Origin of the sequence: Sporosarcina siberiensis, from assembly GCF_042681925.1 — a bacterium.
GTDB lineage: Bacteria > Bacillota > Bacilli > Bacillales_A > Planococcaceae > Sporosarcina > Sporosarcina siberiensis.
The window spans coordinates 294103-307139 of record NZ_JBHUGI010000034.1; the positions used below are offsets into that span (position 1 = coordinate 294103).

At 38.9% G+C, this 13037-nt stretch carries 18 protein-coding genes and 1 pseudogene; 7 read left to right on the forward strand and 12 right to left on the reverse strand.

Going from position 1 to position 13037, the window contains the following annotated elements; all coding sequences use genetic code 11:
* Positions 1–234 precede the first annotated feature (234 nt).
* The 3 genes from hemQ to ACFSFY_RS15370 all read left to right on the forward strand — a co-directional run bounded on the left by hemQ (position 235) and on the right by ACFSFY_RS15370 (position 2453).
* Positions 235–984 (forward strand): hydrogen peroxide-dependent heme synthase, encoded by a 750-nt coding sequence (gene hemQ / locus ACFSFY_RS15360; protein WP_381539536.1) that lies wholly within the window; start codon positions 235–237, stop codon positions 982–984.
* 270 nt (positions 985–1254) lie between these two features.
* On the forward strand, positions 1255–1590 hold the full coding sequence (gene gerQ / locus ACFSFY_RS15365) for a spore coat protein GerQ (protein ID WP_381539537.1): 336 nt from the start codon (positions 1255–1257) through the stop codon (positions 1588–1590).
* 128 nt (positions 1591–1718) lie between these two features.
* On the forward strand, positions 1719–2453 hold the full coding sequence (locus ACFSFY_RS15370) for a Fic family protein (protein ID WP_381539539.1): 735 nt from the start codon (positions 1719–1721) through the stop codon (positions 2451–2453).
* Between the two features lie 55 nt (positions 2454–2508).
* Here the strand turns inward: ACFSFY_RS15370 and ACFSFY_RS15375 are convergent, their stop codons facing one another.
* The 9 genes and pseudogenes from ACFSFY_RS15375 to ACFSFY_RS15415 form a co-directional block, all read right to left on the reverse strand.
* The gene (locus ACFSFY_RS15375; RefSeq protein ID WP_381539541.1) at positions 2509–3021 is read right to left on the reverse strand and encodes an SRPBCC family protein; all 513 of its coding nucleotides are present in this window, start codon (positions 3019–3021) and stop codon (positions 2509–2511) included.
* Between the two features lie 19 nt (positions 3022–3040).
* Positions 3041–3454: pseudogene (locus ACFSFY_RS15380) on the reverse strand (VOC family protein).
* Positions 3455–3522: 68 nt separating this feature from the next.
* Positions 3523–3837, reverse strand: coding sequence for a TIGR04104 family putative zinc finger protein (locus ACFSFY_RS15385; protein ID WP_381539543.1), 315 nt, complete (start codon positions 3835–3837; stop codon positions 3523–3525).
* 34 nt (positions 3838–3871) lie between these two features.
* Positions 3872–4192, reverse strand: a complete 321-nt coding sequence (locus tag ACFSFY_RS15390; protein ID WP_381539545.1) for a hypothetical protein — start codon at positions 4190–4192, stop codon at positions 3872–3874.
* A gap of 158 nt (positions 4193–4350) precedes the next feature.
* A complete protein-coding gene (locus ACFSFY_RS15395; protein ID WP_381539547.1) occupies positions 4351–4653 on the reverse strand; it encodes a TIGR04104 family putative zinc finger protein in 303 nt (100 codons plus the stop codon).
* Positions 4654–4854: 201 nt separating this feature from the next.
* A complete protein-coding gene (locus ACFSFY_RS15400; RefSeq protein WP_381539548.1) occupies positions 4855–5235 on the reverse strand; it encodes a DUF423 domain-containing protein in 381 nt (126 codons plus the stop codon).
* Between the two features lie 50 nt (positions 5236–5285).
* A complete protein-coding gene (locus ACFSFY_RS15405; protein WP_381539550.1) occupies positions 5286–5546 on the reverse strand; it encodes a YwdI family protein in 261 nt (86 codons plus the stop codon).
* Between the two features lie 228 nt (positions 5547–5774).
* On the reverse strand, positions 5775–6452 hold the full coding sequence (locus ACFSFY_RS15410; protein ID WP_381539552.1) for a uracil-DNA glycosylase: 678 nt from the start codon (positions 6450–6452) through the stop codon (positions 5775–5777).
* Positions 6453–6458: 6 nt separating this feature from the next.
* Positions 6459–7211, reverse strand: a complete 753-nt coding sequence (locus ACFSFY_RS15415; protein WP_381539554.1) for a DUF4230 domain-containing protein — start codon at positions 7209–7211, stop codon at positions 6459–6461.
* A gap of 113 nt (positions 7212–7324) precedes the next feature.
* On the opposite strand from ACFSFY_RS15415, the gene ACFSFY_RS15420 reads away from it, so the two are divergent.
* The 4 genes from ACFSFY_RS15420 to bshB2 all read left to right on the forward strand — a co-directional run bounded on the left by ACFSFY_RS15420 (position 7325) and on the right by bshB2 (position 9927).
* On the forward strand, positions 7325–7591 hold the full coding sequence (locus tag ACFSFY_RS15420) for a hypothetical protein (RefSeq protein WP_381539556.1): 267 nt from the start codon (positions 7325–7327) through the stop codon (positions 7589–7591).
* A 61-nt stretch (positions 7592–7652) separates the two neighbouring features.
* Complete coding sequence (thiD, locus tag ACFSFY_RS15425; RefSeq protein WP_381539558.1) at positions 7653–8489, forward strand: bifunctional hydroxymethylpyrimidine kinase/phosphomethylpyrimidine kinase; 837 nt, start codon at positions 7653–7655, stop codon at positions 8487–8489.
* 370 nt (positions 8490–8859) lie between these two features.
* Positions 8860–9210, forward strand: a complete 351-nt coding sequence (locus tag ACFSFY_RS15430; protein ID WP_381539560.1) for a YojF family protein — start codon at positions 8860–8862, stop codon at positions 9208–9210.
* A gap of 24 nt (positions 9211–9234) precedes the next feature.
* Positions 9235–9927: a bacillithiol biosynthesis deacetylase BshB2 gene (gene bshB2, locus ACFSFY_RS15435; RefSeq protein ID WP_381539562.1), complete on the forward strand. Its 693-nt coding sequence runs from the start codon at positions 9235–9237 to the stop codon at positions 9925–9927.
* Between the two features lie 291 nt (positions 9928–10218).
* Here bshB2 and ACFSFY_RS15440 read toward each other — a convergent pair whose 3' ends face one another.
* From ACFSFY_RS15440 to ectA, 3 genes are all read right to left on the reverse strand, one after another.
* Positions 10219–10608 (reverse strand): ectoine synthase, encoded by a 390-nt coding sequence (locus ACFSFY_RS15440; protein ID WP_381539564.1) that lies wholly within the window; start codon positions 10606–10608, stop codon positions 10219–10221.
* Positions 10609–10635: 27 nt separating this feature from the next.
* On the reverse strand, positions 10636–11916 hold the full coding sequence (ectB, locus tag ACFSFY_RS15445; protein WP_381539566.1) for a diaminobutyrate--2-oxoglutarate transaminase: 1281 nt from the start codon (positions 11914–11916) through the stop codon (positions 10636–10638).
* A gap of 75 nt (positions 11917–11991) precedes the next feature.
* Entirely contained in the window at positions 11992–12510 is a 519-nt protein-coding gene (gene ectA, locus ACFSFY_RS15450) for a diaminobutyrate acetyltransferase (protein ID WP_381539651.1), read from the reverse strand.
* Positions 12511–13037 lie beyond the last annotated feature (527 nt).

Sequence of the window (13037 nt, forward strand, 5' to 3'; positions counted from 1 at the left end):
CTTTCCGTTTACCACCTTTTCATTTAGCTTTTAGTCCACTAAAAAAATCAGTCCTGTACGGCTACTCTTCCCGCGTCTTTCATATACCTTCAGCATACACCAATTCAGGAGGCCTGAAAAGTTGTGTGGTTCTTGTCAATTTCATGACAACGCACTGTACCAGCAATGCTTTCTCACTGAATATGATACACTTGTGATGAATTCTAAATACAATTCGAAGGAGTGTCACCTTAAATGAATGAAGCAGCAATTACACTCGATGGATGGTACGCACTACACGATTTACGGTCGATGGACTGGACATCTTGGAAGATGGTTTCCAATGAAGAACGCCAAGCCGCGGTCGATGAATTTCATGTTTATTTAGAAAAGTTACAGAAAGCCGATGACGAAAAAACTGGAAGTCATGCTTTCTATACAATCGTTGGCCAAAAAGCAGATTTCATGCTTATGATTATGCGACCTACAATGGATGAGTTGCAAGAACTTGAATCAGAATTTAATAAATTAGCAATTGCGGATTTTACAATTCCTTCGTACTCATATGTCTCAGTCGTTGAATTGTCCAATTATCTTGCAGGTGAATCTACAGAAGATCCTTACCAAAATCCATATGTTCGGGCTCGTCTGTATCCTGAACTTCCGCGTCAACAATACATTTGTTTTTATCCCATGAATAAAAAGCGTGATGGTGAGGACAACTGGTTCATGCTCGATATGGACAAGCGTAAAGAATTAATGCGTGCGCACGGTTTAATTGGCCGTGGTTATGCAGGAAAAGTGAAGCAAATCATAACGGGGTCTGTCGGTTTCGATGATTTCGAATGGGGCGTCACACTTTTCTCTGAGGACATTCTTCAGTTTAAAAAACTCATTTATGAAATGCGTTTCGATGAAGTAAGTGCACGCTATGCTGAGTTCGGATCGTTTTTCGTAGGAACTCTTTTAGATGGCGATAAAAAAACAGCTTTTTTCAATATTTAATGCGTAACCGATCGACAGAAGTCACATACAACTGTGGCTTCTTTTTTTATTCAATCATACTTGCTTCATGAACTTCATATGTTGGGGTTAAGGGGGTTGTTCCGCAGCGTTGATAAAGTGTGTAGATAATGAAGTCCATTAAAGCGTATGGGATTTCAGATGACTGGTACAACCAATGGAAGATCGGTCGATTATTAGTCTCATTGTTTATTCTTCCAAGCGGAATACGACTACCCAGAACTATAAAACAGTTGAAGAAAGGATGATTGAATGGTCCAATATTATTGGAACCCTAATTACCAACAAAACATGACACCACCCCAAATACCAAGCTCTGGTGGAAGACCACCCGGAAGAGAAGAATCATACATTGAAAACATATTACGACTCAACCGAGGCAAACCCGGAACATTTCACTTTTCATTTGAACATGCAGTAAACAGCGGCAAAAACACAATGGCTGTAAAAGGCGTTGTAGAAGCTGCTGGACGTGATCACGTCATATTAAGCGACTCCAAAACAGGTCAGCGTTTTCTATTTCCAATGATCTATTTTGATTTCGCTGAGTTCGATCAAGAGGTTAGCTACTTCCCTCAACAACCTTAATCATTAAAAGATCTTCCGTCTGCCCAATGAGGCTGATGGAAGATCTTTTAATTTTTCATGAATATTGCTTATACTTCTTAACAATTGTATGATTTATAGTAAGACTTTTATAAAAGGAGGTTCTACTTATGGAAATCTTACTTGAATTGACACAGTTAAAAGAGAAATTAGATAAGCAGAGACCCTTGCCCACTATTACTATCCAAAAATTACAACAAGACTTCCTTATAAAAAGCACATATCATTCTAACGCTATCGAAGGAAATACTCTGACTGTTTATGAAACAAAGGCCATTTTAGAAGATGGAATTACGGTTAGCGGAAAATCTTTGCGAGAACATCTAGAAGCCATTAACCATAGGGACGCAATCCTTTTTGTAGAAGATATTCTACATGAATCCATTAATGAACGTTTAATTAAAGACATCCATCAACTTGTCTTAAGAGGTATCGATTTACAAAATGCCGGAATTTATCGTATGCACGAAGTAATTATTACTGGCGCCTCACATGATGTGACCCCAGCTTTTAAAATTAATGACCAAATGGAATCCTTGATTGATTGGCACAATACGGTAAATGATTTACACCCTATTGAAAAAGCATGTATGCTGCATAGTAAGTTTGTGAATATCCACCCATTCATTGATGGTAATGGTCGAACTGCAAGATTATTAATGAACTTGGAATTACTGCGAAACGGGTACTTACCAGCTATAATACACGTTGAAGAGCGACAAGCATATTATGAAGCACTCGATATTGCCGCCACGACAAAAGAATATACAAAACTCGTCAAACTTGTTGCGGAACGTGAAAAAGAACAGTTACTTCGATATTTGTCCCTAATTACAAAAGAATGATCTTCCGTCTGCCCAATGAGGCTGGTGGAAGATCTTTTAAATTCGAAGGGCTCACTTAGTCGTTATTTCCACTGTTCGGCCATGTTATATACCCTGTCTCAACCAATTCCTTAAGTCCCATAAACATTAAATCCCAACCCCATTCATTGTTCGCACGATGTTCACTTAGAGCTTTTTCGAGGCCCGACTCTGACCAATTCTCCTCTTGGGGAACATGAATGAGGTGCGTAAATGTCATCTCACAGCCTTGCTGAAGTTCTTTTAGCTCCACCGTAATCGTATCTTCTAATTCGTTGAATTGCGGCATCGTGAAAGTGAACGCAAGTTTATGAGAAGGAACAATTTCGAGATATTCCCCTGTCGCACGGTAATCTTTTCCCTCTCGATGGTCAACAATTTCCCATGTACCGCCTACTTGGGGTTTATTTTGTGTTACCTTATTCGTCTCTTCCAATGTAAATAACCATTTCCTCATCATTTCCGTGTTCAACCATGCATCAAAAACACTTTTAGGCGCTACATCAAAAGTTCTTGTCATTATTAAAGTAGTAGTTGAAACGTTGCTCATACGTACACTCCCCCGTAAATTATTTTGTATATGTATAGTTAAGATCCCATGTGATATCAAAAGCGTCCTTTACTTTTGCAAAGCGTGCATCCCAAAATGTGTCTTGCAATTCCATGATCACTGTTCCGTTTTTAGACAAGAGATTATAGATTGCATCCAGTTCTTTTTGCTCCTCAAATTCAAGAACTAATGAAAAATTATTGCCTGCTTGCACATCTTGTCAAGGAAAAGAATCGGATACCATGAAAAACAGCTCACCCTTTTTAAATTTCGCATGCATTATTCTGTTATCTGCTTCCGGCGGAGTTGGGTAATCAGCCTCGCCAAAAGTTTGGACGTCTAGTATTTGCCCACCAAAAACTTCCTTATAAAACTCTAATGCTTTCTGTGCATTTCCATCGAAAGTTAAATAAGGTGTTATTTGTTGCTTCATCTGTAAGCACTCCTTTCAATTTACCTGCCACGTTCGTTCTTAAATATCGCATTCTTTAGCATTTGCACTTAAAGACTTTTATTGCGTACTACTTTAAATCGAACAATATATGGAGTAAGCAAAGAACCGATTAAAAGCAGTACCAATCCTACTCCAAGTGTTGCCACAAAGTTCTTAAAAGGTGATAAGTAATTCACAAAAATCAGCATTGGTAAAATGGTTAGGGATACAAAGATAAAACGGCCGGGAATCGTTATTTTATGTTTTGCACCACAGTTCGTACACTCAATCGGTTTGTACATCCAACCCCACAACGTATTGTATATTTCTCTCCAACTAAATGACCGATTACAATTTTGACATTTTTGAATAATGAGGTTCACCTCTTCTGAATTTAGTGCGTACCTTTATACAAATTTACTGCGAATGGCTCTCGTCCATTTTGCTATATATTTCATATGCAACATATCCCAATAAGAAACCTATCCCTGGTCCCCAAGTCAGTGTAGACAGTAAGGGGATAGAGGTAAACAAATTTATAAGTACAGCAATAGCACATCCCACTATCATTCCGAAGGGTATTAAACTATCCAATACATTTTGAGCACTTTTAGACTGTTTCTTACCTAATGTACCTTGCTTAGATTTATACTTCATTCTTAGAATTACAAATACTCCAATTCCCCCCACTACTATAAGAGGCAACACAATACGCGCAATCTCCAAAGCTAAGCTCATAGTAAAAACTCCTATCTTCCGCTTATAAATTAATTCAACTAAATCGTTCACTAATAAAACCCGCTAACATTCCAAGTCATTAATTTGCCAATTAAAACACTACAACCTATTCCTTAACAGATTTAGATTTCAAAACATTTGTTATTTATTCATTCACTTCACTCACCTATATATTCTTCCTTACTTTTTACTTCCACCAATAATGGGTATGAAAACATGGCTATCCAAAATAAAATAAAATACAAGCTGAACAAGATAACTCCTGGAATGTCAAAGAATATTTGAAGTAGAAGTGGCAATAAAACAATTGGAGTTAGAAAGGCCATTTTCTTCTTTGATTTTAGCGTTTGAAATTGTTTTTCTCCGCAATGCGGGCACGTCAATGCAGGGTTCAATGTTGTTGTTTTTCTAAGTGTTTGTTTCCAACTCCACTTATTGTTGCAGTTTTCGCAAGTTGGCATTGAAATCCCTCCTTTTTAAGTACTACGAACGGTTCTACTACTGTTACGTTCTTACTGTAGGATAAGTTTCAATTTTCCGATACATCACGAAATGAAAATGCCCATGTTCAAAACCAGAATACAAAATTTCACTTCCCGAATAAAAATAAAAGCACCGCATAAATGCGATGCCAATGCCTATTTTAAACGAGGATTCTTACCTTACTTACCAAATTTAACAACGGCAATAATAAGCATGATCCAGCCGGTAATGAATGCAACGCCGCCAATTGGTGTAATCGCTCCGAGAATTCCGATTCCTGAAAGACTAAGTACATATAAACTTCCTGAAAAGATGATGATTCCAGCAAGTATTAAATAACCTGCCCAAGTCAGTTGTGTGGAAGGCCCTAAAATTGAACTGTTCATTAAAATTCCAATGAGTATTAAACCGATTGCGTGAAACATTTGGTATTGTACCGCAGTTTCCCAAACCGCTAAGTAATGTTCCGTCAATCGATCTTTTAACGCATGTGCACCGAACGCTCCGAATGCAACAGCAATTGCTGCGTTCACAGCCCCTGCAATAATAAAGAATGGCATTGTTTCTCCTACTTTCTATTTGAATTCAGTTATTTTATCAAGCTACGAATTTAAAAATCAAAGAGCGATCCACCGTTTGCGTCTTCCTCTTCCAGTACTTTTGATTCGAGAGAAACCGGTGATGTACTGTTTTCTGTTGAAAGCATTTTCGGGAAAACAGGAGACTCTTTTCTTTCATGACCACTGAGAGCCACTTCACAGAGCGACCGAATAGCCGAAAGGGCCTCACGCATTGCCTGTTCATCCCCTGCATGTTTCGCGGTAGATAGTTGACGCTCCATTTCCAACAGAATCCGATTGTATGGAATCATCTTTTCTTATCCCCTTTCTTTTGTTCAAATAGTAAGCAATCCATACCCGAAGATTGCTTAACAATTACCGATGGAAGAGGGCGCGACTTAAAACCATGTGCTCTACATCCACGCGGATTTTGCTGTTCCCACGTCACAAAGAAATGTTGACACTCAAAACAATTTACTGCCACAACTGCCCACTCCTTCTACATTACCTTACCATGCATACTTTATGATTTATACCGTTCAGTCGTTTCTACACCAATCTATTTCCGTATTGCCCCATGAGTTTAAAAGCTCATTTGTCTTTGAAAATGGACGGCTGCCAAAAAAACCTCGACTCGCACTAAGTGGACTTGGATGAAACGATTCAATAACCCCGTGCCGTGTTAAATCAATCAGCTGTTTCTTCTCCTGTGCCGGTCGACCCCATAAAACAAAAACGATGGGCTCTTCTCTTTCTGAGAGACTTCGAATAACTTCATCGGTAAACGTCTCCCACCCTTTTTTGCGATGCGAATGGGCCTCCGCGGCTCTCACTGTAAACACCGTATTCAATAGAAGCACACCTTGTTCAGCCCACCCCGTTAACATTCCATCTTTTGGAACTGGACAGCCTAAATCGGCATTTAGTTCTTTGTAGATATTCCGCAAACTGGGTGGAATTTTAACATCCTTCTTCACAGAAAAACTGAGCCCATGAGCTTGTCCCTCTCCGTGGTAAGGGTCTTGTCCTAAAATAACGACTTTTACATCCTGATACGCAGTTAATTTGAAAGCCGTCCATAATTCATCCTCTGACGGATAAATGACTTCTTCCATATATTCTTTTTTCAAAAAAATTTCAAGGTCTACATAATAAGGTTTCTTGAATTCATTTCCCAAAATCAAATCCCAATCATTATTAAATACTTTTCCGTCCATAAATAATCAGTCCTTAAATTCAATCGTTACGTCATATCCTGCGAATGAAAACATCTCTTTTAATGTTTTCGCAGCATTTTGTTCGGCCATACTGAGTACACCTTGTCCTGCAGTTTCTTCCAGTATAAGCTGCTTTGCTTCTTCAGCAAGTTCATACGCTTCTTCAATATTGGCTTTCTCACGGAAAAGTCCTTCATACGAATAAATTTCTACTTTATCAAAATAGATTTCGGCCCCACCAAGAAATTGAGCGGGAGACAATGTAAGTTTTGCCGTTTTCTTTTCATCATCAACAACAACATCTTTTTCTGTTAAACCAGATAAGTCAACGCCGGCTTTCACAGAACCCGGAATCACAACCAATAGCTGGCGTTTCGTTCCAGGAAGATTGAGCCCGATACTTTGTCCAAATATCGTGTTGTCTTCTCGCTGAATGACCACTTTTGTATAGGCTTCTGCAGTTGCAAGTTCATTTAACTCTTGGATTTGTTCTAGAAACGCACTTTTTTGTTCTGTATACGTACTTCCCGACTTTAAAAAATACATTGTTGCAAAAGGCAATGCGACAATTAGCAGGAATATTAAAAGTACAATTGCTATAAATGTCTTTCGCCATAATAAAAAGATGATTTTTCCAGCATTCCAAAAACCCGACGGACGCTTTCTAACTTCATCCACAGTAACCGCAGTTTCAGATTTTCCAGCTTTCAGTTCAGCTAGTAACCGCTCTATATCGTCACGTTTCTTATCGTCCGCCATAGGATCCCTCTTTTCTACTAGTATTCGATACTCTCTTATACGTTTAGACTATAGGAAAGTTTCCTTTTCAACAACTAGAATATCATGGTAGGATTAGATTGGGGGAATGCTAAGTGTCCGATATGCATATGCAAGAAAATATCCGAAAGGTAACAGAAGCCGCAAAAGAAGGTAAAAACGTTTCAGAGCGATCTAAAAATGTTGGCTTTATACTCTTTCTTCTATTTGTAAGTATCTTTGTTTTGGTACTATTCGCTTTAATCGCAGGATTTATTATTAACAAAAGCTTTGTTGCCGCTGCAATTACGACGCTTATCACATTCTATCTCATATTTTTTGTTTACAAATTAATTACAACCAAAAATATCACAAGTTTGTAATTCTAAATTCTTTTGCTTAAAATCATGTATGACTCAGCTAAAATAAAAGGAGACGTTCGATATGACTATGAAAAAGACGTTAACAATTGCAGGATCAGATACTTCCGGCGGTGCTGGAATTCAAGCTGATTTAAAAACATTTCAGGAACACGGGACATACGGCATGACTGCACTTACTGTAATCGTTACAATGGATCCTGAAAATAACTGGAACCATAATGTTTATTCACTTCCAATCGACGTGCTTCAAGCCCAACTCAACACCGCCCTATCCACTGGCGTTGATGCCATTAAAACAGGTATGCTCAGCACGGAAGAGGTCATACAAACAGCTGGAGAAGCAATTACAGCCTCAGGTCTAGACCATGTTGTAATCGATCCCGTGATGGTTTGTAAAGGCGAAGACGAAGTACTAAACCCTGGGAATGTAGGAGCAATGGTTCAATATTTACTTCCAAAAGCTGAAATTGTGACTCCAAACTTATTTGAAGCGGGACAACTCGCGGGAATTAAAACACCTAAGACAGTCGCCGATATGAAAGTTGCCGCGGAAAAAATTCACGCCCACGGTGCTCGAAATGTTGTCATTAAAGGCGGAAAACAGCTCGAACACGATAAAGCTGCGGACCTATTTTACGACGGAAAATCATTCATCCTTCTTGAAGCAGAAAAAACAGCAACCTATCACAATCACGGCGCGGGATGTACCTTTGCCGCCGCAATCACTGCAAACCTGGCGAATGGTCTTCCTGTTAAAGAAGCCGTCATTGAGGCGAAAAAGTTTGTGAGTGCAGCAATCGCCAACGGCTGGAAGCTAAATGAATACGTCGGTCCTGTTATGCACGGAGCAAAAAACCGTTTTGAAGGAACAACAGAAATTACTTTAACAGAAGTCTAATTATGGATTAAAGCCGTCAAAGAATCATTTGAGATTCTTTTGACGGCTTTTTGGTTGTTATTTTTTGTAGACACGACTTACTTGACGGAAACCTCGCAACGTTCAGATCAAACTTCGCAACGCTTTCGGAGAACCTCGCAACACTTCGAACAAACTTCGCAACGCTTTCCAAACCTCGCAACACTTCGATCAAACTTCACAACGTTTTCGGAGAACTTCTCAACGTTTCGAACAAACTTCGCAACGCTTCATTACACACCCACTCAGCAAGACTCGCGAAAACCAATTTACGAAACAGACAAATCGCATTTAATATCTATTTTCTATATACTAGAACAAGGCAATGCCAAAGGTTTAAGGAGGATTCATTATGGAAATTGTACAACCCGAACACCTACAACAATTAATTACTTCGTTCGAAAATAAAGATGTTTACATTCATCTTGAAACGACGAATGGTTCATATGCGGGTCATCTCAGAGGGAACACTTTAAATGCAGGAGCGTTTATCCGAAACGTCGTTATTAATTTTGAACTCGGAAAAGTTGCTGGCGATGCACCACATCGAATCGGATTGAAACTCCCATCTGGTTGGATTTATGCACAAGGAATTACACATTACGAACTCGACGAACACGGTCGTCTACTTATGGCGGGTCTTGACGAAGAGGGAAAACTTGCGGTCGCACTTGAAATAAGTGAAACACCGTTCACATATTAATACACGCTTAAGGAGGAAAATTGTATGATAAAAAAAGAACGCCATGTACTCATCGTACTCCCCCATCCAGATGATGAAGCTTTTGGAATTGCGGGCACGATTTCAACGTATCGTGAAATGGGTGTACCTGTTACATACGCATGCTTAACGCTTGGTGAAATGGGACGGAACCTAGGTAATCCACCTTTTGCAAATAGAGAAACATTACCACAAATCCGTAAAGCAGAACTACAAAAAGCATGTGATGCAATGGGACTTGATGACTTAAGATTTATGGGATTAAGAGATAAAACAATAGAATTTGAAGACGATGAAAAAATGGTGAAACTCGTAACAGATTTAATAGATGAAACGAATCCATCATTAGTGATATCCTTCTACCCGGGACTCTCAGTTCACCCTGACCACGATGCATCTGCGCGCGCAGTTGTTCGAGCAGTCAGAAGAATGCCTGAGGAAGATCGACCGGCACTTTACACAATTGCCTTCGCAAATAATACTGTTGAAGTACTCGGACAACCCGATATCATTCATGATATTCAACATGCTCAAGCGAAAAAAATTGCAACATTAACTGCACACGCTTCCCAAACGGTTTGGATGATGCAAGGGATGGAACAAAAACTTGCAGACAAGGACCCCGAGGCACTCAAATGGTTCCAATACGAACGTTTCTATTCGTATAATTGGGATCAAGATTTTGAAGACTCGTTTTAAATCACGCCCAAGCAAAACACATATTCTATAAAACCAATGCAACTCCCTATAAAACTGAGGGGGTTGTATTTTTCACATATTTACATCCGAGATGTAAAACATTAAAAACCACACAGGAAGGGTTAGAGCCCTATCTAAAAACAGTTCTATCAATGGTCTAGCATTGCCCTTTTCGCCATCTACCTGCTCTCTCCCTACAAATCTCACGCACAGTGGACGTCCATTGTGATTGCGCAATAAAAAAAGCCCTGCGGCCATTTTTCTGATCGCAGGGCTTTACTTTTTATTTTATTAGTCTTCTATGAGCGCGTAAACACCATTTTCATCATGTGTTTCCGTTCCCACAATCGGAGGGTTAAAGACGCAAATCATCCGCATGTCTTCTTTTCCGCCGCGCAAGTAATGCTCGTCATTTTCATCGAGCGCGTACATCGTTCCATCTTTAATAGGATAAATCTTACCATCTGAAACAGTTTCAATTTCACCGTCACCACCAACACAAAAAACCGCTTCTAAATGGTTTTTGTAGTGAATATGTGTTTCAGTTCCTGCATAAATAATTGTTTCATGAAACGAAAACCCCATGCCGTCCTTCTTTAAAAGATAGCGACGGCTTGCCCATGTTTCTGATTTTGTTTCATTTTCTGTACCAATAATTTCATCAAGTGTACGTACAATCATTATTATATCTCTCCTTATATTTTGCGATTAATTGTTAAGAACTTCTTCAATTGCTTCTTCTAAAATATCTAACCCTTTATTGAGACCTTCATTGTCAATTGTTAGAGGACCTAGAAATTTAACAACTTCCCCACTCGGTCCTGCCGTTTCAATGATAAGTCCTTTTTCAAAAGCTTTTTCACATATTTTGCCCGCATAATCTTCTTTTCCTTCACCACATGCAATACCACGCATAAACCCACGTCCACGTGTAGTTGCATTTAGTTCAGGATAATCTTTTACGATTTTTTCGAAGCGAGTTTTGATTACTTTTGATTTCTCTTGAATGGAATTCGCTAGCTTATCATTTTCCCAATACGTTAGCGCTTCTGTTGCAGCAACAATCGCCATGTTATTTCCACGGAAAGTACCATTATGCTCGCCTGGCTCCCAAATATCATGTTCGGGTTTTATCAGTGTGATTGCCATCGGTAAACCATATCCACCAATCGATTTCGACAAACAGACGATGTCTGGCTTAACACCCGCTGGTTCAAAGCTAAAGAACGTACCTGTACGTCCACAACCCGCTTGAACATCATCAACAATAAGCAACATATCGTAACGACGACATAATTTTTCAATTTCCTGTAACCATTCAAAACTTGCGGCATTAATGCCACCTTCACCTTGTACAGTTTCTAAAATAATCGCAGCCGGCAAATCCAGACCACTTCCTGTATCCGAAAGGTAACTTTTCAAAAAGTCTAATGAGTTATCATCATCCATGAACGTTTCATAAGGCATCGGCACTGTATTATTTAGTGGCACACCTGCACCATCACGGTTAAATGAATTACCCGTTACAGACAGTGATCCCAATGTCATTCCGTGGAAAGCATTTGTAAAACTAATAATATTCGTCCGTCCCGTAACTTTTCTAGCAATTTTTAAAGCGCTCTCAACAGTGTTGGTACCTGTTGGTCCAGGGAACATTACTTTGTAATCAAGTTTTCTTGGTTTCAAAATAACTTCACTGAATTTCTCAAGAAACTTTGCACGGACGACAGTTCCCATATCTAAACTATGAGAAATACCATCTTCCATAATGTATTCGACGATTTTCTCTTTCATCTTGTCATCATTATGGCCGTAATTTAAAGCGCCTGCACCTGCAAAGAAGTCAATATACTCTTTTCCATCCGTATCCCAAATTTTATGCCCTTTTGCTTTGTTGAACATTTTTGGAAAACTACGACTATAACTTCTTACTTGTGACTCATGCTTTTCAAATGTTTCCATCGAATTTTTTTCTTTTGTTGTAACCATTGGTTTTACATTCCTCCATTACTTTTCGTTCAATTTTTAATTCATTAAAATAGATCTCGACATATGTTATCCCGGTTAAAACGGACCGATTGTGAATAATAATTCATCTTCGTGCCCACTACCTGGGAACTGGTTTTCCGTGAAACACTCTGTTACTTTGCAAGTTGTTTTCAAATCACGCGCTAATTTCAAAAATAGTGCTTGGGATGCTTCGTTTGAAGGACCAATCGTAGCTTCTAAATAACGAATATTCCGACAGGCATCACTATGCAAATTCTCATGAAGCATTCGTGAGGCAAGGCCTTTACCTCGTGCCGATTCATCGACTGCCACTTGCCATACAAATAACGTATCAGCAGATTTTGGTTGTATAAATCCTGATATAAAACCGACAATTTGTTTGTTCGTTTCTACTACAATACTGGTTTCATCAAAAAACTTAGACCACATTAAATAGCTATAAGAAGAATTTAAATCGAGCACACCAGTATTTTTAATTAGCTGCCATACATCTTTTCCATCTTCTTCTGTCGGAGTTCTAAATAGAAGTTCCTCTTTTCGTTCTAAGACTGCTACTTGACTCTTTTTCTCCATTGACAAAAGTATTTCCTCCAAGTCTTTTCATTTATCAATAAAATAAATGATTTTTCTTGATCACCATTGTTGAGGATTCTTAAAAGTTGGCAGAGAAATGCCTTTTCTAACTAGCGAGTTGTTTTTTGGTTGTGTAATTATATTGAGGTAGTGCATACCAAGTCACGTCGACCCGAAGCATCCTTGGTTTGCATAGCGTAGTATTTCTAGTGGATATAACAAGGTATTAAAGGTACACATATCGCCAAATTGGGATGAAACAGGCAATACGGTCAAAACGGGCTGATTTTTTGCCTTGCAGTATGAAGTGCAAAAAAGAGCGCCTTTTCAAAAATTTAAAAACAGCTTTATATAGTGATGATTCGCTGACATGAAAGACACTTTCATTATCTCGAAACCTACTAACATACTTAAATCCATCCACCCACTCAACTAGTTTCAGATAGCCTGAACAATGGGTAATCTCTTTAAAATGTAACAAACGCGAATGCATTTGACATTGTCTTCATAGTAAAGTTGTCAAGTAG

What these genes read in the sequence shown, in the direction of transcription:
- hemQ (WP_381539536.1), top strand. Translation starts at nt 235, where the DNA reads ATGAATGAAGCAGCAATTACACTCGATGGATGGTACGCACTACACGAT.
- gerQ (WP_381539537.1), top strand. Translation starts at nt 1,255, where the DNA reads ATGGTCCAATATTATTGGAACCCTAATTACCAACAAAACATGACACCA.
- ACFSFY_RS15370 (WP_381539539.1), top strand. Translation starts at nt 1,719, where the DNA reads ATGGAAATCTTACTTGAATTGACACAGTTAAAAGAGAAATTAGATAAG.
- ACFSFY_RS15375 (WP_381539541.1), bottom strand. Translation starts at nt 3,021, where the DNA reads ATGAGCAACGTTTCAACTACTACTTTAATAATGACAAGAACTTTTGAT.
- ACFSFY_RS15390 (WP_381539545.1), bottom strand. Translation starts at nt 4,192, where the DNA reads ATGAGCTTAGCTTTGGAGATTGCGCGTATTGTGTTGCCTCTTATAGTA.
- ACFSFY_RS15395 (WP_381539547.1), bottom strand. Translation starts at nt 4,653, where the DNA reads ATGCCAACTTGCGAAAACTGCAACAATAAGTGGAGTTGGAAACAAACA.
- ACFSFY_RS15400 (WP_381539548.1), bottom strand. Translation starts at nt 5,235, where the DNA reads ATGCCATTCTTTATTATTGCAGGGGCTGTGAACGCAGCAATTGCTGTT.
- ACFSFY_RS15405 (WP_381539550.1), bottom strand. Translation starts at nt 5,546, where the DNA reads ATGATTCCATACAATCGGATTCTGTTGGAAATGGAGCGTCAACTATCT.
- ACFSFY_RS15410 (WP_381539552.1), bottom strand. Translation starts at nt 6,452, where the DNA reads ATGGACGGAAAAGTATTTAATAATGATTGGGATTTGATTTTGGGAAAT.
- ACFSFY_RS15415 (WP_381539554.1), bottom strand. Translation starts at nt 7,211, where the DNA reads ATGGCGGACGATAAGAAACGTGACGATATAGAGCGGTTACTAGCTGAA.
- thiD (WP_381539558.1), top strand. Translation starts at nt 7,653, where the DNA reads ATGACTATGAAAAAGACGTTAACAATTGCAGGATCAGATACTTCCGGC.
- ACFSFY_RS15430 (WP_381539560.1), top strand. Translation starts at nt 8,860, where the DNA reads ATGGAAATTGTACAACCCGAACACCTACAACAATTAATTACTTCGTTC.
- bshB2 (WP_381539562.1), top strand. Translation starts at nt 9,235, where the DNA reads ATGATAAAAAAAGAACGCCATGTACTCATCGTACTCCCCCATCCAGAT.
- ACFSFY_RS15440 (WP_381539564.1), bottom strand. Translation starts at nt 10,608, where the DNA reads ATGATTGTACGTACACTTGATGAAATTATTGGTACAGAAAATGAAACA.
- ectB (WP_381539566.1), bottom strand. Translation starts at nt 11,916, where the DNA reads ATGGTTACAACAAAAGAAAAAAATTCGATGGAAACATTTGAAAAGCAT.
- ectA (WP_381539651.1), bottom strand. Translation starts at nt 12,510, where the DNA reads ATGGAGAAAAAGAGTCAAGTAGCAGTCTTAGAACGAAAAGAGGAACTT.